20 protein-coding genes are annotated in these 20,094 nt (G+C 63.7%); 10 read left to right on the forward strand and 10 right to left on the reverse strand.

What is annotated here, in order from left to right; genetic code table 11:
* Genes QRN59_RS11795 through QRN59_RS11810 form a run of 4 tightly spaced genes read right to left on the reverse strand, consistent with a single transcriptional unit; the run spans position 1 to position 4,847 of the window.
* Positions 1-1,614: a beta-N-acetylhexosaminidase gene (locus QRN59_RS11795; RefSeq protein WP_284982702.1), complete on the reverse strand. Its 1,614-nt coding sequence runs from the start codon at positions 1,612-1,614 to the stop codon at positions 1-3.
* Positions 1,611-2,519, reverse strand: coding sequence for a carbohydrate ABC transporter permease (locus QRN59_RS11800; protein WP_284982703.1), 909 nt, complete (start codon positions 2,517-2,519; stop codon positions 1,611-1,613). Before QRN59_RS11800 ends, QRN59_RS11795 begins: the two co-directional genes overlap by 4 nt.
* The gene (locus tag QRN59_RS11805; RefSeq protein ID WP_284982704.1) at positions 2,516-3,511 is read right to left on the reverse strand and encodes a carbohydrate ABC transporter permease; all 996 of its coding nucleotides are present in this window, start codon (positions 3,509-3,511) and stop codon (positions 2,516-2,518) included. Before QRN59_RS11805 ends, QRN59_RS11800 begins: the two co-directional genes overlap by 4 nt.
* Positions 3,512-3,554: 43 nt before the next feature.
* Positions 3,555-4,847, reverse strand: a complete 1,293-nt coding sequence (locus tag QRN59_RS11810; RefSeq protein WP_284982705.1) for an extracellular solute-binding protein — start codon at positions 4,845-4,847, stop codon at positions 3,555-3,557.
* Positions 4,848-5,061: 214 nt separating this feature from the next.
* On the opposite strand from QRN59_RS11810, the gene QRN59_RS11815 reads away from it, so the two are divergent.
* Genes QRN59_RS11815 through QRN59_RS11825 form a run of 3 tightly spaced genes read left to right on the forward strand, consistent with a single transcriptional unit; the run spans position 5,062 to position 8,115 of the window.
* Positions 5,062-5,415 carry a metal-sensitive transcriptional regulator gene (locus QRN59_RS11815; protein WP_284982706.1) on the forward strand — a complete coding sequence of 118 codons (354 nt, stop codon included), beginning with the start codon at positions 5,062-5,064 and terminating at the stop codon, positions 5,413-5,415.
* Between the two features lie 49 nt (positions 5,416-5,464).
* Positions 5,465-5,704: a heavy-metal-associated domain-containing protein gene (locus QRN59_RS11820; RefSeq protein WP_059388821.1), complete on the forward strand. Its 240-nt coding sequence runs from the start codon at positions 5,465-5,467 to the stop codon at positions 5,702-5,704.
* Positions 5,705-5,712: 8 nt separating this feature from the next.
* Positions 5,713-8,115, forward strand: a complete 2,403-nt coding sequence (locus QRN59_RS11825) for a heavy metal translocating P-type ATPase (protein ID WP_284982707.1) — start codon at positions 5,713-5,715, stop codon at positions 8,113-8,115.
* A gap of 79 nt (positions 8,116-8,194) precedes the next feature.
* Here the strand turns inward: QRN59_RS11825 and QRN59_RS11830 are convergent, their stop codons facing one another.
* Both QRN59_RS11830 and QRN59_RS11835 read right to left on the reverse strand, forming a co-directional pair.
* A complete protein-coding gene (locus QRN59_RS11830) occupies positions 8,195-8,467 on the reverse strand; it encodes a DUF2277 domain-containing protein (protein WP_059388822.1) in 273 nt (90 codons plus the stop codon).
* A gap of 41 nt (positions 8,468-8,508) precedes the next feature.
* Positions 8,509-9,540, reverse strand: a complete 1,032-nt coding sequence (locus QRN59_RS11835) for an EamA family transporter (protein WP_284982708.1) — start codon at positions 9,538-9,540, stop codon at positions 8,509-8,511.
* Positions 9,541-9,610: 70 nt separating this feature from the next.
* On the opposite strand from QRN59_RS11835, the gene QRN59_RS11840 reads away from it, so the two are divergent.
* Positions 9,611-10,159, forward strand: coding sequence for a CGNR zinc finger domain-containing protein (locus QRN59_RS11840; RefSeq protein ID WP_284982709.1), 549 nt, complete (start codon positions 9,611-9,613; stop codon positions 10,157-10,159).
* 149 nt (positions 10,160-10,308) lie between these two features.
* On the opposite strand, the gene QRN59_RS11845 is transcribed toward QRN59_RS11840, so the two are convergent.
* The 3 genes from QRN59_RS11845 to QRN59_RS11855 form a co-directional block, all read right to left on the reverse strand.
* Positions 10,309-10,659, reverse strand: coding sequence for a hypothetical protein (locus QRN59_RS11845; RefSeq protein ID WP_284982710.1), 351 nt, complete (start codon positions 10,657-10,659; stop codon positions 10,309-10,311).
* A gap of 67 nt (positions 10,660-10,726) precedes the next feature.
* Positions 10,727-11,281 carry a hypothetical protein gene (locus QRN59_RS11850; protein ID WP_284982711.1) on the reverse strand — a complete coding sequence of 185 codons (555 nt, stop codon included), beginning with the start codon at positions 11,279-11,281 and terminating at the stop codon, positions 10,727-10,729.
* Between the two features lie 9 nt (positions 11,282-11,290).
* Entirely contained in the window at positions 11,291-12,634 is a 1,344-nt protein-coding gene (locus QRN59_RS11855) for an MATE family efflux transporter (protein WP_284982712.1), read from the reverse strand.
* A 40-nt stretch (positions 12,635-12,674) separates the two neighbouring features.
* On the opposite strand from QRN59_RS11855, the gene QRN59_RS11860 reads away from it, so the two are divergent.
* From QRN59_RS11860 to QRN59_RS11870, 3 genes are all read left to right on the forward strand, one after another.
* Positions 12,675-13,244, forward strand: coding sequence for an antibiotic biosynthesis monooxygenase (locus QRN59_RS11860; protein WP_284982713.1), 570 nt, complete (start codon positions 12,675-12,677; stop codon positions 13,242-13,244).
* A gap of 154 nt (positions 13,245-13,398) precedes the next feature.
* On the forward strand, positions 13,399-13,833 hold the full coding sequence (locus tag QRN59_RS11865; protein WP_284982714.1) for a DoxX family protein: 435 nt from the start codon (positions 13,399-13,401) through the stop codon (positions 13,831-13,833).
* 116 nt (positions 13,834-13,949) lie between these two features.
* Positions 13,950-14,918, forward strand: a complete 969-nt coding sequence (locus QRN59_RS11870; protein WP_284982715.1) for an acyl-CoA thioesterase — start codon at positions 13,950-13,952, stop codon at positions 14,916-14,918.
* A 63-nt stretch (positions 14,919-14,981) separates the two neighbouring features.
* On the opposite strand, the gene QRN59_RS11875 is transcribed toward QRN59_RS11870, so the two are convergent.
* Positions 14,982-15,989 carry a formylglycine-generating enzyme family protein gene (locus QRN59_RS11875; protein ID WP_284982716.1) on the reverse strand — a complete coding sequence of 336 codons (1,008 nt, stop codon included), beginning with the start codon at positions 15,987-15,989 and terminating at the stop codon, positions 14,982-14,984.
* A 170-nt stretch (positions 15,990-16,159) separates the two neighbouring features.
* On the opposite strand from QRN59_RS11875, the gene QRN59_RS11880 reads away from it, so the two are divergent.
* From QRN59_RS11880 to QRN59_RS11890, 3 genes are read left to right on the forward strand one after another with little or no spacing between them, the layout of a single operon-like run.
* Positions 16,160-16,774, forward strand: coding sequence for a PadR family transcriptional regulator (locus QRN59_RS11880; protein WP_284982717.1), 615 nt, complete (start codon positions 16,160-16,162; stop codon positions 16,772-16,774).
* A 53-nt stretch (positions 16,775-16,827) separates the two neighbouring features.
* The gene (locus QRN59_RS11885; RefSeq protein WP_284982718.1) at positions 16,828-18,594 is read left to right on the forward strand and encodes a sulfatase; all 1,767 of its coding nucleotides are present in this window, start codon (positions 16,828-16,830) and stop codon (positions 18,592-18,594) included.
* Between the two features lie 39 nt (positions 18,595-18,633).
* Positions 18,634-19,992 (forward strand): MFS transporter, encoded by a 1,359-nt coding sequence (locus tag QRN59_RS11890; RefSeq protein ID WP_284982719.1) that lies wholly within the window; start codon positions 18,634-18,636, stop codon positions 19,990-19,992.
* Positions 19,993-20,094: the final 102 nt, after the last annotated feature.

The raw sequence follows: 20,094 nt of genomic DNA on the forward strand, positions 1-20,094 counted from the left end.
CTATCCAGCGACGCTGCGCTGCTCGGCGTCGTAATCGCGTTTCCAGCCAACCACGCCCGGCCTCAACTGCCAGGGATGGGGTCCGGACAGCGGCCGGTATTCCACTCCCATGGCCTCCAGGCGTTCCAGATGTGCTCCTTCGAGCCTGGCCAGGAAACCATCGTAGTCCCGGTTTTCGGGCTGGGACCAGAGCACCTCCGCCACGGCGCTCAGCCGCGGAAACGCGGCGAAGTGGACCCGTCGCGCGGAATCGAGGTGTTCCGTCCAGATGTTGGCCTGCGCCCCGAGGAGCCGGCCGGAGAACGCCTCATCCGCACCCACGGGCAGCGGTTCGAAGCCGTAGACATCCCGCAGGGTGGTGACAAAACCCACGGGCACGGGTTCATTGTCGCCGTCGGCCTGCCGGTGGTCCAGGTACAGCCTGTGCTCGGGGCACATGACCACGTCATAACCGCTTGTGAGCGCGCTCAGACCGCCTTCATAGCCTCGCCAGGAGGCTACCAACGCGCCGTCCGGCAGTTCGCCGTCGCCGATTTCGTCCCACACGGAGGTCGCGCGTCCGTGCCCTTGAAGGTGCTTTGCCAACTGCCCGACAAACCAGCTGTGCAATCCGGAAACGTCCGGCAAGCCGAGTTCGGCGGCTTTGGCCTGTGCCTCCACACTGGACTGCCACTGGGCCAGAGGGACTTCGTCCCCACCCAGGCTGATCCAGCGGGACGAGAAGATCTCCACCACTTCATCGAGTACGTTTCGGTAGAACTCGAGCGAGGCTTCCGAGACTTCCAGGACCGTCTCGTTGATTCCCCAACGGGTCCACACCTCGGGGGCCGGGCCGGTGCCCAGTTCGGGGTAGGCGGCGATGGCGGCCTGGCTGTGCCCGGGGACATCGATTTCGGGGATGACTGTGATGTGCCGCTCGGCAGCGAACGCGACCACTTCGCGGAGATCGTCCTGGCTGTAGAAACCGCCGTGCGGAAGCCCGTCGAAGACCCCTGCCCGCCACGAACCCAGCGAGGACTCACGCCGCCACGCACCGGTATCAGTGAGTTTCGGGTAGCGGTTGATCTGGATCCGCCAGCCTTGGTCGTCCGTGAGGTGCAGGTGCAGGACGTTGAGCTTGTGCATGGCCATCACCTCGATGAACCGCAGCAGGTTGTCCTTGGGCATGAAGTGCCGGGCCACGTCCAACATGGCGCCCCGGTACCCGAAGCGCGGCTGGTCCTGGATGGCTACCTTGGGAACCGGCCACACGCCGTCCGTTTCCGGAACTGGCGCTTGCCGCAGTGCGGCCGGCCCCATCAGCTGCAGGAGCGTCTGCGCGGCATAGAAGGCTCCGGCCGGACCGCCTGCTTGAATCACGACGGCGGCGCCCACCTCCAGGCGGTACGCCTCGGCGTCGAGCTCCGGGTCAAGCCAAAGGCTGATGCGCGCCTCGGCCACGTCGGCCGGGGACAGGTCCCAGCCAGTGGCCGCGCCGAGGGTCCGGGCCAGCCAGCGGCGCGCGCTGTTGAGCTCCGGATCGGCGGCCAAGGTGGTGGCTGCGTCCAGTTCCAGGAAACCGCCGCCGGACTCCACCGAGCACGGAACGGGAACCAGCAGATCTGCGGCGCTCATCCCTTCACCGCCCCGGCCAGGCCGGACACGAGCTTTCGCTGGACGGCAATGAAGAAGATCAGCACCGGAATGGTCATGATCACGGAACCGGCCATGATGGCACCCCAATCGTTCTGGTCGGGCTTGAAGAAAGTCAACAATGCCATGGGCAGAGTCTGGTTCTCCTGGGCGGAAATGATGAACGTCTTGGCGAAGAGGAAGTCATTCCAGGTGGAGATGAACGAGAATACCGAGCACGCCACCACGCCGGGAGCCACCAGCGGGAAGAGCACAGAGCGGACAAAACGGAAGCCGCTTGCCCCGTCCAGGCGCGCTGCTTCCTCGATCTCAACCGGCACGGCCGCCACAAATCCACGGAGCATCCAGATCGCGAACGGAATGCTGAAGCCCACATGGACCAACACCAGGGAGCCGAGCTGGTTCAGGCCGACTATCGGTACCGCCTCCCCTGCATTGCGAAGCAGGAAGAACAGCGGAATCGTCAGCGCCTCCACCGGCACCATCTGGGAGACCAAGACCACGATCAGCAGCTTGGTGCGCATCTTGAATTCGTAACGGGTCAGCGCCACGGACGCCAGGAAAGCCAGCACGGTCGAGATGATGACGACGACGAGCGCCACGATCACGCTGTTGAGGAAGTACCGGCCGAAGTTGTTCACCGACAGGACCCGCATGAAGGAATCGAGGGATGGTTCCAGTGTGAACGGCGCGGCATCGCCGGCGTCGAGCGCTGTCTTCGGCTTGAGGGCCGAAAGGACCATCCAGAACAATGGGAACGCGACGAGAAGCGCGATGGCGAGTGCCGCCGCATCTGCTCCGAACCGGCGTCGTCCGCCTTTGCGGAGCTTTTGCGGCGCGTCCGGCGCGCGCCGGTTCTTGCGGAGTGAAACGTCGACGGCGGTCACAGGACTTCTCCCGTTCTCTTGAGGATGCGGAGGTAGACCAGGGTGACGATCATCAGCAGCGCGGTCATGATGACACCGAGGGCCGAGCCGAGGCCGTAAAGGCTGGCCGCGAAGGCCTGCTGGTAGCCGTAGACGTTCAGCACGAGGTTCTGCCCGGCGATACCGCCACCGTTGGTCATGATGTAGATCTGCGAGAAGATCTTGAAATTCCAGATGATCGACTGGATGGTCACCACCATCACTATGGGACGCAGCATGGGAAGCATGATGCTGCGCGCGATCCGGGGCATCGACGCACCGTCGAGCCGCGCCGCCTCAATCACTTCGGTGGAGATCGCCTGGATCCCGGCGTAGACCGTGACCAGCACGAACGGGAACGAACACCACACCACTTCGCTGGCTACCAGGCCAAAAGCGGACCATTTGTCGTAGGTCCAGGAGTAGCCGTTGAATTGGGTCAGACCGATGGAGACAAGGGCCTTGTTGACCAGCCCCAATGTGGGATCGAAGAGGAACAACCACACCGCGCTGCCGGTGACGGCCGGGGTAGCCCATGCGCCCAGCGAGACCACGAACAGTGCGGTCCGGACCCAAGGCCGGAGCCGCGTGGCCAGCACGGCCAGCGACGTTCCCACCAGCAGGGTCAGGACAACGCAGGCGCCCGCAAACAGCACGGTGTTGCCCAAGACAGACCAGAACTCAGGGTCGGCCACCAGCTTCTGGTAGTTCTCCAGGCCGGTGAACTGCAGGGGTGCCTTGCCGCTGACCTGGGCCTGGCGGTAGTCGTACAACGAAACGTTGATCAGTTGGAAGATCGGGTACCCCAGCAGCGCAATCAAGACAATGAACGCCGGAGCCAGGTAGAACCAAGGTTCCAGGCCGCGCTTGCCTAGCGCACGACGGCGGGACGCGCCCGCCGTCGTCGGCTTGCGGCTCTGCTTGGGGCTCTGCGTTCCGCTTACGTCCGCCTTCGCGGACGTAAGCGCCGTCATGACGCACCGCCCGGCGCGGATCTACCTTGAGTCACGAGCCCGATCATTTGGATCCGAAGACCTTGTTCATGGCGGCTGCCGCGTCCCCAGTAGCCGTGTTGACGTCAGCCTTGCCGGTGACAATCTTCTGGTACATGCCGGTGAAGATGCCTTGGGCGTCGATCGTGGACCAGGTTTCCGTCACCGGGACAAAGTTGGTGCCGGCGGCGAGGGTTTTGATGAAGGGGTCAAGCTGCGGGTTGGAGGCTGCAACGGATTTCTGGACGTCGCTGAACGTCGGCAGGTTGCCCATGGCATCGAACATCTTTTGCTGGTACTTCTTGCCTGCCAGCAGCTCGACGAACTCAGCCGCCAGGGTGTGGTGCTTGCTGCTGTTGAAGACGCCCAGGTTGTTGCCGCCGGCAAATGCGGGGGCGATCGATCCAGCTGTATTGCCGGGAACCGGAACCACTGCGAACTTGTCCTTGACGGCGCTGGCTGCCACGGCCTTGTAGTTGAAGTCGCCACCGATGGTCATGGCCGACTTTCCGGCGATGAACTGCTGCACGCTGGCGTTTCCGCCGAATTCGGCGCACGTCTGGGGTGGGCAGATGTCGTTCTTGAGCAACCGGGCATAAGCGGAGATGCCGTCCCGGGATCCGGCCGAATCCAAGCCCGAGACAAAGGTGCCACCCTTCTTCGTGGCGATGGTGCCGCCGTTGGCCCAGAGGTAGGGCATGGCGGAGAACTGCGCAGCTCCACCGACGGAAATGCCGAGCATGTCCGGGTTGGCTGCGCGGACGGCACGGGCCACGGTTTCGACGTCCGCGAGGGTCTTCGGAGCCTCCAGTCCAAGCTTCTGCAGCAGATCCGTGCGGTAGTAGAGGGCCCGGACGCCCACGTACCACGGCACGCCGTAGTTCTTGCCTCCGACGTCCGTGGTGGCCAGGATTTTGCTGTCCAGGTCCTTTGACTCGTCCCAGGCCTTGATGTCGGCGGTCATGTCGGACAATCCGCCCGACGCGACGTAGCTGGCGAGGTCGGTGTTGCCGAATTCGGCGACGTCGGGAGCGCTCGAGGGGTCGTTGAACGCGGCCTTGAATCGTTCCGCCCGGCTGTCGACGGGAATGTACTGGACGTCGACCTTGACGCCGTTGTGGCTGGCTTCGAAATCCGAAACCGCGGCCTTGACGACCGCGGATTTAGGGTCTTGGTTGACTTCCGAGAACAGCCACACGCGGATGGTGCCGGACTTCTCATCCGAGGATGACGCGGCGTTGTTCGACGTGGGCGGGGCGCAGGCCGTTAGCGCCAGGGCGGCGAGGGCAAAGGCAGCCGCAGAGCGTGCGATTTTCAATGGATCCTCCATGGAGAAAAGGGTTCGGTGCCCGGCGGACCTCCGCTTCGGGTATGGAAGGAAACTTTACAAACATACTTTTGTGAGCGGAAGCACAAGCGGCAAAAGGTTTGCATTGCAAAACGAGAATTTGTAAATAGACCACCCTTCATGAAGGGTGGCATACCCCCAGGGGGTACTTGATTTATACCCCTAGGGGGTATACGTTTGCTACATGAGCACGATCGATGTGAACCCCACTCATGTGGAATCCGCAGATTCGAAGCCGGATTCCCAACACGGCTACTCTTCCAACAAGGACGCATACTTGCTGCGCCTTAAGCGGATCGAGGGCCAAGTGCGCGGTATTGCGCGCATGGTGGAAGAGGACAAATACTGCATCGACATCCTCACGCAAGTCTCGGCAGTCACGAAGGCGCTGCATGCGGTGAGCCTCGGGCTCGTGGAGGAACACATCGGGCACTGCGTTGTCGGCGCAGCATCCGAGTCCGATCCGGTCGTGCGCGCCGAGCAAATCGACATCAAGGTCAAGGAGGCAGCCGATGCCATCGGGCGCCTGCTGCGGTAACCCCGCAAGCACTCACCACACCATTCAACTCACCACCAAGGAGCACGCCATGGGCCACACCGCTACCATCCAGACGAACGTCAGCGTTTCCGGCATGACCTGCGGGCACTGCGTTTCAGCAGTCAGCGAGGAAATTGAGTCCCTGGCGGGAGTGGAGAATGTCGAGATCGACCTGAATGCCGGCGGAATCTCCACCGTCACCATCACCTCCACCCAGGAATTGTCGCCATCAGAAATCGGCGAAGCCGTCGCCGAAGCCGGCTACCTGGTAGTAGCCAACGAGGCCTAGGGGCCAATGTGAGCAATCACGACATCCTCCACCAAACGGGCACGCGCATCATCGAACTCGACATCGAGGGCATGACGTGCGCATCCTGCGTGGCCCGCGTAGAGCGGAAACTGGGCAAGCTGGACGGCGTGGAGGCTTCAGTCAACCTCCCCCTCGAATCAGCCCAGGTAACAGTTCCGGACAATGTCACCGACCAACAAATCGTGGACACAGTGAACGCAACGGGTTACAAAGCCTGGATCCGCGAATCCACGCGGTCCCACTCCGTCGCCCAGGCCCCCGATCGCGAAACCAGCATGCTCGGCGCGCTCGAGACCGACGCCGTGCACCTTGGCGAGCACAGTGCCGCCACCGAGGCTTCAGGCGACCACGGTGCCGCAGCGCAAGTCGCCCACGAAGACCACATGCACCACGGCCCTGCGTCCCGCCAGCTAAAGCCGAGACTGATCGCCGCTGCCATTCTGACGGTCCCGGTCTTCGTCATCTCGATGATTCCGGCTCTGCAGTTCCCGCAATGGGGCTGGGTGGCCGCAGCACTTGCACTTCCCGCGGTGACGTGGGCTGCCTGGCCCTTCCACCGCGCCGCCGCCATCAACGCGCGCCATCTCGCCTCGACAATGGACACCCTCGTCTCCATTGGCGTCCTCGCCGCATACCTCTACTCTGCGTGGCAGCTCTTTGCCAACCCCATGATGACCGAACACCCCGGCATGGAGACCATGGGAGGCGTGAGCGGTGGGCTGTACTTCGAAGTTGCGGCCGTGGTCACCACCTTCCTGCTTCTGGGCCGTTTCCTTGAGGCCAACGCCAAAGCGAAGGCCGGCGATGCCCTCAAGGCCCTGCTGAATCTGGGAGCCAAGGACGCAACGGTGCTGCGCGACGGCGTCGAGCACAAGATCCCGGCCGAGCAACTCGTGGCAGGGGACATCTTCGTGGTTCGACCGGGAGAGAAGATCGCCACGGACGGCTTGGTGACGAGCGGTTCGTCTGCCGTGGATGCCTCATTGGTGACAGGTGAATCCGTGCCCGTGGAGGTCGGACCGGGAAGCCAGGTCACGGGCGCCACCATCAATACTTCGGGCCGCTTGCTGGTCTGCGCGACCCGCGTGGGTTCCGACACTACGCTGGCACAAATGGGGCGGTTGGTGAGCCAGGCGCAGACGGGCAAGGCCCCGATTGCGCGGCTCGCCGATCGCATCAGCGCCGTCTTCGTTCCGGTTGTGCTGGTCATCGCCGTCGTTACCTTCGTCTTCTGGCTCGCCCTGAGCGGGGACCTCAATGCCTCGTTCACGGCTGCTGTGGCGGTGCTCGTGATTGCCTGCCCGTGTGCGCTTGGGCTCGCGACTCCCGTTGGCCTCCTGACCGGGACCGGTCGGGGCGCGCAGCTCGGCATCCTCATCAAGGGTCCACAGGTGCTTGAAGATACGCGCACTGTGGACGCCATCCTGCTGGACAAGACCGGAACCGTCACCAGCGGCAAACTCGCCGTTGGACACACCCTGGCCTTGAACGGCCACTCCCCCGCCGACGTCTTGTCTCTCGCCGGCGCCGTCGAGGCAGCGTCGGAGCACCCCATCGCCCACGCCATTGCCGCTGCCGCCAAGTCCGCAATGCCCGACGCCGGCCCACTCCCGGCTGTGAAGGACTTCAGTTCCGCCCCGGGCGGCGGAGTCCGGGGGATGGTTGCGCTGAACGGAGCCGGAAATGACGCCGAGCGAACCGTCGTGGCCGGCAGGACTGGCTGGTTGGAACACAACGGAATCTTCCCTGACGATGCACAGCGCCAGGCCCTCGCCTCTGAGGAAGCAGGTGGCGCTACCGCCATCTGGGTTGCTGTGGACGGGATGCCCGCTGGAATAGTCACGCTAAGGGACACCGTCAAACCCGGTTCGGCGGCCGCCATCGCGAAGCTCAAGGAACTCGGGATCCGCCCTCTGCTGCTGACCGGAGACAACGCAGCCGTCGCCGCCCAAGTGGCCACCGCCGTCGGGATCGCCCCGGAAGACGTATTCGCTGGGGTCCTGCCGGAAGGCAAAGTGGATGCGGTACGGAAACTCCAGGCCCAGGGCTCCACTGTGGCCATGGCCGGGGATGGAGTCAACGACGCCGCAGCACTGGCGCAAGCCGACCTTGGCATCGCCATGGGTTCGGGCACGGATGTGGCCATAGAGGCCTCGGATCTGACCGTGATGGGCAGCGACCTCGGCCAGCTGGTGCAAGCCATCGAGCTGTCCCGGAAGACGCTCTCAACCATCAAGACAAACCTGTTCTGGGCGTTCTTCTACAACGCCATCGGTATCCCCGTGGCCGCCCTTGGTTTGCTCAACCCGATGATCGCCGGCGCGGCCATGGCTGCGAGCTCGGTCCTGGTGGTCGCAAATTCGCTACGGTTGCGCTCGTTTGCAAAGTAGCTGTGGCGCCCAACTAGCTAGCAGTTGTTGTCGTTATCCGGCGTGAGAACGGCAACAACTGCCAGTCAGTTTGCGGAGGCTAGGCCGTTCCGAAACGAACGGCCGCGCGGGCCCTGGCTTTGGCCGCTTCCTCGTCGCGGTTGCGGGCTGGCGCATGGGTCACCAGGGAATCGAGCAGATGCTGGGTGATATGCGCGATCTCGTGGACAGCCTCGGCGAAGGCCTCCTCATTGGCCTTGGACGGCTTGGTGGTGCCACTGATCTTGCGCACGTATTGCAGGGCTGCGGCTTCCACCTCCGCGGAGGTGGCTCGTGGCTCGAAATTGTGGAGGGTGTGGATGTTCCGGCACATATCAACATGCTAGGCCCAGGTCCCCCATGAAGGGTCGGTTTTTAGAGCGCCCTCTCGGATGGAACCGGCTCGACGTCGTTCGCGTGGTCAAGCTGCAGGGCTGCGTACTCTTTACAGGGCTCCGCAGCATCACGCTTGTCCGCGCGGAGCTCGTCGATTCGCACCAGGACCACTCCGCACACGATGAGTGCCCCTCCCACAAGCTGGATGGCTCGCGGCAACTCGGCCAGCAACAGCCAGGCCCACACCACGGCAAACAGTACTTCCGTGAGCGAGACAAAGGACGCCACCTTGGAGCCAAGGCTGCGTGCCGCCATGATCCCAGTGACGTAGGACAGCACGGTGGACAGGATGACCAGACCGGCGATGGAAACCCACCACGGCGTGGTCCACGGTCCGAGATGTGTGTCTGCAGTTGCGAAAGTCATGGACACCAGGCCGGTCCCACCGGCAATCCAGATGAGGACTGAGCCTGCCGTAAGACCGCCGGCGGCCAGCACAATGGGCGGCAACGTGTCGTTCTGCTTGGCTGTGATGAAGAAGTAGATGACCAGGCAGACGGCCGCGGCCATGCCCCAGAGGACGCCGACGAAGTCCACCTTCACGGAGCCGGTGAGATCAAGCACCAGGGCGAGTCCGCCGAGGGAAAGCAGCGTTCCAATGGCGGTGAGGGCCCTCGGACGGCGTCGGCTGGCTGCCCACAGCCACAGGACGATCATGGTTGGCGCGAGGTATTCGAGCAGAAGCGCGACCCCCACGGACAGCCTGGACACCGCGTTGAAGTAGAAAAGCTGGCACGCTGCAACGCCAATCACACCGAATAGCAGGATGGTGAGCCAGTTGTCCCTGAGCTGGTGCCAACGGCCCCGGAGAGCGACGACGGCCGGGATCACCAGGATGAGCGAGGCGCCGCTGAGCCGGATCGCAACTGCGGCACCGGGGGTCCACCCGGTTTCCAGGAGGGACTTGGCAAACGAGCCGGACAAGCCGAAGACCGCTGAGGAAAAGAGCGCGAGCCCCAGGCCCGACGCCATGAAGCCCGCAGCACCAGCCCGGTTCGTTGCAGCTGACACAGCAGCCTCCTGTCAGGAGTAAAATGGGTTACGCTGCTGACACTACTCCCGAGAGATGTAAGGAGTCAAAGTGCTTTTTGCACCTGACACTGAAGTGGCGCTTCGAAGCGTGGTCAATTTGATCAATACGGCCGCCAACGGGACCGAATCCCTTGCGGGTCTCGCCGAGCTCCACGCCTTCCTCGATGCGGAAGAATTCACGGGGACCAGGGAGGGAACCGAGGCCGAATTGGCCAACGTGAAGCGACTGCGGAGCCAGCTGGCTTCACTGTGGACAGGCGATGAGGACGCGGCCGCAAAGACCGTCAACCAGCTCCTCACCGACGCACGCGCGCTCCCCCAGCTGGTCAAGCACGACCACTGGGATTGGCACCTGCACGCCACTACCCCTGAAGCTCCCCTCGCGGAACGCATGGGCACGGAGGCTGCCATGGCACTCGTGGACGTCATCCGCAGCAAGGAAATGGACCGCTTGCGGGTGTGCGCGGCGGACGATTGCGACGCCGTCGTGTTGGACCTGAGCCGCAACCGATCCAAGCTCTATTGCGATACCGGCAACTGCGCAAACCGAACACACGTGGCAGCCTACCGGGCCCGGAAGGCCTCAGGTACGGAGTAGGCGGGCGCGGGCGTCACGCCGTGCAACTTTTCAGGGCGCACGACGGCGGTCTGCCGCGGGTTTCCGCGGTTGCTGCGTCGGCCAGCCGGCAAAAAGTTGCGTGGCGTGACACAAAACAAGACCGTGACACGAAACAAGACTAAGACGGCCTAGTCTGCGTCGGGGGTTTCCGTCTCACTGCCCGTGTGGGGGGCCGCGGAACCGTGGCCCTGGCCCGGCTTCCTGGAGCTCAGGTTGACGCCCGAGCCTTTGCCGAGGTGTTCGGCGTTTTCCTTGTGGCTCATGGAAAGCATCGCAGCGAGGACCAGGCTCACAATGAAGGCGATGCCGGCACCGGTAAAGGCGAGGTCAAAGCGCGGAGTGCGGGCGCTGCCGCCGGAGGCGAAGATCAGCACGGCGAAGAAGATCAGGATGCCCCAGAACGCGGAGAACATCAGCGGTCCCTTCACCGAGGTCCGCATCTTGCGCGGCTCTCCTGGTTTCTGGTCAGCCAAGGTCATTCCTCCAATGTGGGTGCTGGCGCCGTGCGCGCCTTGAGAGTTCTACGCAGGGTAGAACGTACGACTACTAGTTTACGGCCTCAGCGGAGGGGGTTCGCCCATCGTGCCGCAGGCTCAGCCCGGACAGCACCCACAAGACTCCCGAGATAATGGCGCCGCCGCCGGCAACACCGAGAAGCGCGTGCGCTCCAAGGCTGATGAAGAACGGCAATGCAACGGCGGTGCCGATGCCCACCACACCGGAAATGATCCAGTCGCGGGCAAGCACGTGCCGTCCGCGCCGCCGGAATCCCTGGACCAGCTCAAACGCTCCGAGCACCAGCAATCCTACGAGCGCGGAAACGCCGGCACCTGTGTCGGACTGCGTCATCAAGGCACCCACCCCTGCCAGGCCAACGACGACGGCCGCGGCCGCCGGAACACTCGCGGCCAGGAACGCGGCGCCCGCGGTTGCGAGCAGGTAGAGCCCGGTAGCCCAGGCCAGAACGTAAACGGATGGCGAGCCCCAGAAGACGGTCACGGCGCCAAACACCAGCGCAGTACCGGCGCGGAGAAGAACAGGCTTCCAGAGACCAGCTGCTGTAGGCGTGGATGAAGTCGCTGAAGAGGCGGGGAGAGTCACCAGTCCAGTTTAGTGCGAACCAAGGACCATCCATTTGTCAGAGCGGGCCCGCACCCCGAGAGTGACCCCGCGGGCCGTCATGTACCCCAGCGCGAACGCGACCCAGAGCCACACGAGCCCCGCCGCGCCGTCGGGCCTGGTCAGGTGGACTGCCGCCAAAAGGGGCAGATACACCGCGAGGTTCACGACGCCGGCAATCGCCAGGTAGCGGGCATCCCCCGCGCCGATCAGCACGCCGTCCAGGACGAAGACGTACCCCGCGAGGGGCTGCCCGACGGCGAGCACCCAGAGTGCCGCTGTGAGCGCGGACTGAACGCCGGCGTCGGAGGTAAAGAGGAAGCCTGCCCACGGAGCGGCCACCGCGAGGAGCACGCCGGTCACCACACCGAAGCCCACGCCCCAGCGGATCATGGTGCGGGTGAGTTCCCGCGCCCGGGCCGGATGGGAGGCTCCGAGTTCCTTGCCGATGAGGGCCTGCGCAGCAATCGCCAAGGCGTCCAGGGCGAAGGCGAGGAAGGAGAAAATGGTCATTGCGAGCTGGTGCGCGGCGAGGTTCACGGACCCTTGGGAAGTGACCACCAGGACGGTGGCGAGGATAGCCAGCCGCAGGCTGAGAGTGCGGAGCATGAGCCATGAACCCACGCTGGTCATCGTGCGGATTCCATGCCAGTCCGGGCGCAGCGAAACGCCGTGCCGCCGGGCATTCCGTCCCACCATCACCAGATAGACGGCAGCCATGGCCCACTGGGCAATGCTGGTGCCGATGGCTGACCCCGCAACGGACAAATGCAGCCCGTAGACCAGGACGACGTTGAGGCCGATGTTCACGGCGAACCCCGCCGTCGCGACCACCAACGGCGTGCGCGTGTCCTGTAGTCCGCGCAAGACGCCGGTGCCAGCGAAGATCAGCAGCATGGCGACGAGTCCCGGCATGGACCAGCGCAGATAGTCGACGGCGTAGGCCCGCACCTCGCCGTTGGCTCCAAGCAGCCCGACCAGCGGCCCGGCCGCGAAGAAGCCGGCCACGGCCAGGACTGTGCCCAGCAGCAAGGCCAGCCAGACGCCGTCGCGCCCTGCGGCCAGCGCTTTGCCGAGCTTTCCGTCCCCGATGGCCCGGGCCACAGCGGGAGTCGTCGAATATGCCAAAAAGACCATAAGTCCTACGGCGGTGTACAGCAGGGTGGAGGCCAGCCCCACTCCCGCGAGCTGAGGGACGCCAAGGTGCCCCACAATGGCGGAGTCGGCCAAGAGGAAGAGGGGTTCTGCGATGAGCGCCCCAAAGGCGGGGACAGCAAGGCGCAGGATCTCGCGGGCAGTGGAGGGCGCGGTGGGACGGGTCACTGTTTGGGGCACTTTCCCAGCCTAGCCGGACACCGGCGGGTAGATTGTTGAGGTGTCGCTCGAGCATCCCATCACCGTTTCCGTCGCCCGCACCATCACTCCCGGTTACACCCGCCAAGCCAACGCATGGGCCCACGCGGGCCAGGAACTTGCACGGGAATGGCCCGGCTACTTGGGTTCAGGGTGGGTGCGCACGGCGGCCGATTCCGATGAATGGCACATGCTCTACCGCTTCGCGGACGCTGAAACCCTGCAGGCCTGGGAGGAATCCGGAGAGCGCCGATGGTGGATCGAAAGCGCCACCGAGCTCATGGAGGTCACACGGGTGGAGCGCCGTTCCGGCATCGAAGGATGGTTCTCCCAACCCGGCGACGTGAACCTCGTGGTCCCGGAGACGGTGGTGCCGCCACGATGGAAGCAGGCTGTCAGCATCTTCCTGCCGTTCTTTCCCTTGAGCCTGCTCGCCAATTTCCTGCTGCACCCCCTGGTTCTGAGCTGGCCTCTGGTTCTCCAGGTTCTGTTGAACATCTGCATCCTGACGCCCCTCATGGTCTACGTTTTCCTGCCGGTCACCACCCGGCTCCTGAAGCCCTGGCTGGAAGCAAAGCGGAAGGGCCAATAGCATCCGCCGGGACCGCGGAGGCGGCCCCGCCGTGTCGGTCTTGTTTGACAGTTCAAGCAAAGTTCGAAAGGCTTGAGTTGAAGCTTCAACAAATTGGGCCTCGGCCCCGGGAGCTTCACGACAGCCAACCGCTACCCGGAAACGGTGCAAACACATGAACCAGTCCACCCTGACCAACACAGCCCTTACCGTCCTGCGCGTCATCGTCGGCTTCATCTTCGCCGCGCATGGCTGGCAGAAATTCACCGAGTTCACCATCGCCGGCACCCAGACCGCCTTCGGCAAGATGGGCGTACCCGCCCCCGACGTCGTGGCCCCAATCGTCGCGACCATCGAACTTGTCGGAGGCATTGCCCTCATCGCGGGCGTGCTTACCCGCGTCTTCGCCGCCCTCCTTGCACTGGACATGCTCGGCGCCCTGGTCCTGGTCCACGCCCCGGCCGGCCTGTTTGCCGACAAGGGCGGGTACGAACTCGTCCTGGCCCTTGCTGCCGGCGCGGCAGCCGTGGCCCTGGCCGGCGCCGGTCGGATCTCCATCGACGCCGCCCTCTTCGGCCGGAAGGGCTCCAAGCTGGGCATCCTCGCCTAGTATCGCGTTCGCTTCCACACTGGCGGCACCTGAACGGGCTGGCGACTCCCGAAATCCGGGCGTCGCCAGCCCGTCATACAGCGCATCAGTATCCACGCCGTCGATACACTCACGTCATGAGCGAGCTCCCCTCCCACTCCGTCACGCTGCGGTTCCTTGCTTCCCCCACCGACGTCGGACACAGCGGGTCCGTCGACGCCGGCACTGTCCTTGAGTGGGTGGACAAGGCGGCGTACGCGGCAGCGGTTGGCTGGGCGAAGTCCTATTGCGTCACGGCATATGTGGGCAACATCTATTTCGCCGACCCTGTGAACAGCGGAGACATGGTCGAGGTCGAAGCGACCATCGTCTACACGGGCCGCTCCTCCATGCACATCCGGACCATCGTGTCCTCCGGCGACCCCAAGGGCGGCCCGGCCACGATGCGCAGCCAGTGCCTGGTGATCTTCGTTGCGGTCGGTCCCGACGGCCGCCCGGTGCCAGTCCCCCAGTTCGAGCCCTCGACGCCGGAGGAAATCGAGCAGCGCGACAACGCCCTCGCGCGGATCGCCGTCCGGGAAAAGATCGTCGAAGCCATGAATGCACAGGAATATACCGACGCCGGCACTGCCGAGCGCGTTGTTCTCCGCTTCATGGCGGCCCCCACTGATGTGAACTGGGGCGGAAAGGTCCACGGCGGCATCGTCATGAAGTGGATTGATGAGGCCGCCTACGTCTGCGCTTCCCGGTACTGCGGCAAGGACACCGTGGCGGTGTTCTCCGGGGGCGTGCGCTTCTACCGCCCGCTCTTGATCGGCGACGTGGTGGAAGTAGAAGCCCGTCTCGTCTACACAGGCCACAAAGGAATGCATATTGCCGTCCATGTGCGCTCCGGAAACCCCAAGAGCCGTGAGATGAACCTGACCACGTACTGCCTCACGGTCATGGTGGCCAGGGACGAAACCGGCACGTCCGTTCCGATCCCTCCCTGGGTGCCGGAAACCGACGAGGACCGCCGCCTTCACGCCCACGCCCGCGAACTGCTGGAGATCCGAGGACGGGCTCCCGGAAACCGGATGCCGGATCATTTGCTCAACGGCGGGTGACATTTCGTCTATCGATGCGACCCACGTCTGCTACACGGGCTGGATTGTCTGCATCAGCTCAACTCAGCCCCGCGCCTCGATACCGGACCGAAGAGCGACCGTGCGGAAGCCGCAGTTGCCGGACGAGGATTCCGGGGTGTTGGAGGTGCGGGCAGCAACCCGGTAGCGGTTGCAGTAGGAGTCGTGGCAGAGGTAGGAGCCTCCGCGCATGACGCGCCCGGCGCCGATCGTGGGTCCTTGCGGGTTGTCGGCGGGTGAGTTGCGGTAGTACCTGGGCAGGAACCAGTCTGCGCACCATTCCCACACGTTGCCGGCCATTTCGTAGAGCCCGTACCCGTTGGGCTTGAAGGTGCGCACGGGGGCGGTGCCCAGATGCCCGTCCTCAAGCGTGTTGGTCCTGGGGAAGGTGCCTTGCCAGATGTTGCAGCGGTGCTCACCGCCGGGAGTCAGCTCGTTGCCCCAGGCGTAGCGCATACCGTCCAGGCCTCCGCGGGCGGCGTACTCCCATTCTGCCTCGCTCGGCAGGCGACGTCCTGCCCAGTCACAGTACGCCAGAGCGTCGTTGTGCGAAACGTGCACCACGGGATGGTCCGGGATTTGTTGCCAGTTCGACGACGGTCCAGTCGGGTGCGCCCAGTCGGCCCCGCTGACGTTCAACCACCACGGCGCGCCGGCGGCAGCACCGAGGATAGCGTCGGCAAGGGCGGTGGAGAGCAGGTGGAACACGGCCGAGGAGCCGTACTGTTCGGCCTCCGTCTTGTATCCGGTGTCTTGGACGAATGCGGCGAACATTTCATTCGTTACTGCCGTGGCGTCTATCCCGAAACCGTCCAGGCGCACCTCGTGCACGGGGGTTTCACCGTCCGTCGGATAGCCTTCCCCGAAAGCGTCCCCCATGGCGAAGCGACCACCGGGAACCGGGAGATCGTCATGCGTGTTCCCCGGGATCTGGGGCCGGCTTGTGAGCTGCAGCCGCTCGATCCCGAACTGAGTGATGCCGGGGCCGTCTCTGTCGCTGCTGCTGGGACGAGAAGTGGCGCAGCAACTCCCAGCCGAGTCCAATGAGGACATGCTCTTTCCTTTCGGCGGTCGGATGCTTCATCAGAATACTGCCATTATTCCACTTGTGTCATCAACAGAGTATTCCAATTGTCTCATTGACGAACCATTCCACTTGTGGCATCCTAATTTTCAGCAGGGTGACCCGGATCACTACGCAACACCACCAAATGGAGATAAGCATGAAACTCGAACATATTCTGCTCGGAGTCCTGCTGGAACACCCGAGCACGGGGTATGAACTCAAGAAATTCCTCGACTCGTATGGTCGATTCCTCCGCTCGAACACGCAAATGAGCCAGGTCTACCGATCGCTGGGAACCATGGAGAAGCAGGCCTTGGTGGCACACAGCGTGGACCCACGTCCAGGAGCCCAGGACGCGAAGACCTACCGTGTCACCGACGAGGGGGCGACTGTGTTTCTTGACTGGTTGACCGGCCCGTACCACCCGGCCAGCCGCTTTCAGGACCCTGAACTCGGTGCCCGGTTGGCCTTTGCCGGCTTCATGAGCGCCGAACAGCTCCTCAGGATTCTCGACGTTGAAATCCAGACCCGCCAGGACGAAATCGCACGATACCGGTACCGCGACCGCCGCGAGACTTGGGCACCCACCATCCCCTTCGACGCCGAATTGGCCGAATCGGTCGGAGAACGGATGCACACCAAGGGCGCGAATGCGATGGACGCCCACGTCGCCTTTCTGGTTGAGCTGCGGCGCGAACTGCTGGACGGCAAGCTCTCCTCCCGCTCCCTGACGGCGGTCCCCGGCGACATGTCTGCCGACAATACCCGCTGAGTTCAGCAATCGACTCCTCGGCGTTGCGCCGGCGGCCATTAGGAAGGACCCCGATGCGGGCCATCAATCTCATGTTTGACAGCCTCAACAGGCACATGCTCTCCCCTTATGCGGCGGACACTTTCGTCAACGCCCCCAACTTCGCCCGCCTTGCGGCTAAGACGGCGACCTTCGAAAACTTCTACGCCGGCTCCATGCCATGCATGCCCGCCCGCCGTGAAATGCACACAGGCCGCTACAACTTCCTCCACCGCAGCTGGGGTCCGCTGGAGCCCTTTGATGACTCCATGCCCGAAATGCTCAGCAAAGCCGGCGTGCACACGCACCTCGTCTCCGACCACCCCCATTACTGGGAAGACGGCGGCGCAACCTACCACCCCCGTTACACCACGTGGGAGTTCTTCCGGGGCCAGGAGGGGGACCCCTGGAAGGGGGTGGTTGGACCCACGTGCAGCTCACACGACCGCTACGCCGGAATGAAGCGCCAGGACCTGATCAACCGCAGTTACATGGCCACCGAGGCGGATCACTCCCAGACCAAGACGGTGGACGCCGGCCTGCATTTCATCGATACCAACCACGACGCAGACAAGTGGATGCTGCAGATCGAGCTTTTCGACCCCCATGAGCCCTTCTTCACACACAACGCTTACAAGGCAATGTACGAACACGACTACGACGGCCCGGAGTTTGATTGGCCCGGCTATCAGAAGGTCACCGAGCCGCAAGAGCAGGTAGAACACGCCCGCTTCGAATACGCGGCCCTGGTTTCCATGTGCGACAAGTCCCTCGGACGGGTACTGGATGCCATGGACCGCCACAACATGTGGGAGGACACCCTCCTGCTGGTCAACACCGATCACGGATTCCTGCTCGGCGAACACGGCTGGTGGGCGAAATCCGTCCAACCCTGGTTCAATGAACTCGTCCATCTACCCATGTTCCTGTGGGACCCGCGCACGGGCGGCAAGGACACCAGCCGCGGAGCACTCGCCCAGACCATTGACATCGCACCCACCATGCTGCGCTTCTTCGGCCTTGAACCTACCCCCGACATGCAAGGCCAGGACCTCGCCCTCGTCCTCGAAAGCGACGCGCAGGTCCGCGAAGCCGCCCTGTTCGGCATCCACGGCGGTCACGTCAACGTCACCGATGGCCGCTACGTCTACATGCGCGCCGCCATCGACTCCTCCAATACGCCCCTGGAGGAGTTCACGCTCATGCCGACCCACATGCGCTCACGGTTCGGCGTTGACGAACTCGCCCAATGGCAACCTGCAGAACCCTTTGCCTTCACCAAAGGACTGCGGACCCTTCAGGTCCGTGCGTCGTCGATGATGAACTCCTGGGGCCACGGGACCCTGCTGTTCGACCTCGAAACCGACCCCCAGCAAGAGCACCCCGTAGTTGACGACGAGCTGGAGCTACGCATGCTGAGGCTTCTAGCGGGTCTCATGCACGCAAACGACGCACCCCAAAGCCAGTTCCAACGACTCGGCATCCCCTTCGACCTTGAACCGGACAATCAGCACCTGCTCGCCGGCAAGCAAGCAGACAGGTCCCGGCAAGCCCTGGAGCCGCTTCCCCCCCTGGCCAACTTCCCGGACGGAGGATTGGCGCTAACGGTCCCCGTCCTTGAGCTCCTCCAGGATGACCGAAGCCGCCAAGCCCTGGAGAAGCATCTCCCCGACCTTGTCCACACTGAGCTCGTTAACGTCCCCGCCCAGCTCAGCCTCTATCGGCTGGCAGCCGTCATCCCGCTGTCCACGAGCGCCCTCCACGCCATCTCCAAAGAACTGACCGCCGTCCCTATGGCGTGACCCCAGCACAGCCTGACAATGTAGACAGGACAAAAGCCCATGAGCACCCAACCCAGCCCCGCACTCACCGCAGACACTCCCTCTGAAGGAGCCGACCAAGCCAGGAAGGTTCCCTACCGCTGGAGGAATCTTACAGTCCTCACCGGTGTCACGGTGGTGGACAACACCGAAGTCGGTCTCAGCGCCACCCTCTTTCCCACCATCGCAGATGCCCTGAAATTGCAGAGCAGCCACCTGGGCCTGCTTGCCGCCCTCGGAAAACTTGTTTCGGTTCCGGCCGGCCCTGCCTGGACATGGCTTGCGGGGAAGATCGGGCGCCGCAACGCGCTCCTTGCCACGACCCTCACCGGCGGCGTCTTCGGTATTGCCGCAGGTTTCTCCCACGACTTCATCCAACTATTGATATTCAACACGCTCATGTCTGCGGCGATAATCGGTGGAAGCCCCATCGCGAACGCAATCATCGCCGATTCCTTTGACGACAGCCAGCGCGCAAAGGCGGCCGGCTACTTCTATGGATTCATGAGCCTCATCGGCTCTTTCATTGCCCCTCTGGTCGCACTGTTCACAGGCATTACTGATGGCTGGCGGTTCGGCATGTGGACCATCGGCGCGATATGCATCCTGGCCGGCCTGGTGGTGGCCCTGTTCCTGAAAGACCCGGGCGTAGGCGCGTCAGAGAAGCAACTCGCCGATCTGGGAAGCCGCGAGGACTTGGCCCCCAAAGTCACAGTGCGCTCCGTCCTCTCGCTGTTCCGCGTTCCCAGCTTCTCCGTCATGATGCTCTCCAGGCTTCTCTCCGGACACCTGCTCATCATGATCTTCGGCATACAGTTCCTCGTCGCCGAGCGGGGATTTACCAACGCGGTCGCTGCCATAGTCTTCGTACCGTTCGGCCTCGGCTACTTCGCCGGCACCGCTGGAGGAGGTTGGCTCGTGGCCCTGCTGGACCGGATCTCACCGGCCCGCGGCCGGGTAGCCTACCTGCAGGGAGCCCAGATCCTCTTCGCCGCCGTGGCGTTCTTCGCAACGCAATTCCACTATGACAACATCGGCATCTATGGCACCCTTTGGGCGCTGATGGGCTTCGCCCAAGGCGCCAACCCGCCCGTTAACCGACCCGTCGTCGCCGCGGTGGTACTCCCCGAACTGCGTGGACAGGCTTTTGCCATCTTCCTGACCGTGTTCGAGACGATCGGCTGGGCCGTCTTTTCGCTCGCGGCGGGAGCGCTGGCCGCGACGCTCGGCATTCAGTTGGTATTCCTCTGGACCTTGGTCATCCTCATGCTGGTCAACGCAACCGTTCTCACGGCCCTCTACTTCAGCTACCCGCGGGACGTCGCTCGTGTCCGGGACACGCTCGAGAAGCGCCGCCAGGAAGCCCTCCTTAAGGAATGACAAGGGTGACTGGGCCCACCCCTTGAAACAAGCTACTTCCCCCAATCACGCAACTGACCGAGCATGTTCCATTCGGGACCAGCACGGCAGACAAGAAAGCAG

The sequence above is a fragment of the Arthrobacter sp. efr-133-TYG-118 genome, from assembly GCF_030209755.1.
Lineage (GTDB): Bacteria > Actinomycetota > Actinomycetes > Actinomycetales > Micrococcaceae > Arthrobacter.

Bases quoted from the DNA above. Each gene is read 5' to 3' on its own strand.
- QRN59_RS11875 (WP_284982716.1), bottom strand. From the start codon at position 15,989: ATGTCCTCATTGGACTCGGCTGGGAGTTGCTGCGCCACTTCTCGTCCC.
- QRN59_RS11805 (WP_284982704.1), bottom strand. From the start codon at position 3,511: ATGACGGCGCTTACGTCCGCGAAGGCGGACGTAAGCGGAACGCAGAGC.
- QRN59_RS11845 (WP_284982710.1), bottom strand. From the start codon at position 10,659: ATGACCTTGGCTGACCAGAAACCAGGAGAGCCGCGCAAGATGCGGACC.
- QRN59_RS11870 (WP_284982715.1), top strand. From the start codon at position 13,950: ATGAGCGAGCTCCCCTCCCACTCCGTCACGCTGCGGTTCCTTGCTTCC.
- QRN59_RS11890 (WP_284982719.1), top strand. From the start codon at position 18,634: ATGAGCACCCAACCCAGCCCCGCACTCACCGCAGACACTCCCTCTGAA.
- QRN59_RS11815 (WP_284982706.1), top strand. From the start codon at position 5,062: ATGAGCACGATCGATGTGAACCCCACTCATGTGGAATCCGCAGATTCG.
- QRN59_RS11820 (WP_059388821.1), top strand. From the start codon at position 5,465: ATGGGCCACACCGCTACCATCCAGACGAACGTCAGCGTTTCCGGCATG.
- QRN59_RS11885 (WP_284982718.1), top strand. From the start codon at position 16,828: ATGCGGGCCATCAATCTCATGTTTGACAGCCTCAACAGGCACATGCTC.
- QRN59_RS11830 (WP_059388822.1), bottom strand. From the start codon at position 8,467: ATGTGCCGGAACATCCACACCCTCCACAATTTCGAGCCACGAGCCACC.
- QRN59_RS11880 (WP_284982717.1), top strand. From the start codon at position 16,160: ATGAAACTCGAACATATTCTGCTCGGAGTCCTGCTGGAACACCCGAGC.
- QRN59_RS11795 (WP_284982702.1), bottom strand. From the start codon at position 1,614: ATGAGCGCCGCAGATCTGCTGGTTCCCGTTCCGTGCTCGGTGGAGTCC.
- QRN59_RS11865 (WP_284982714.1), top strand. From the start codon at position 13,399: ATGAACCAGTCCACCCTGACCAACACAGCCCTTACCGTCCTGCGCGTC.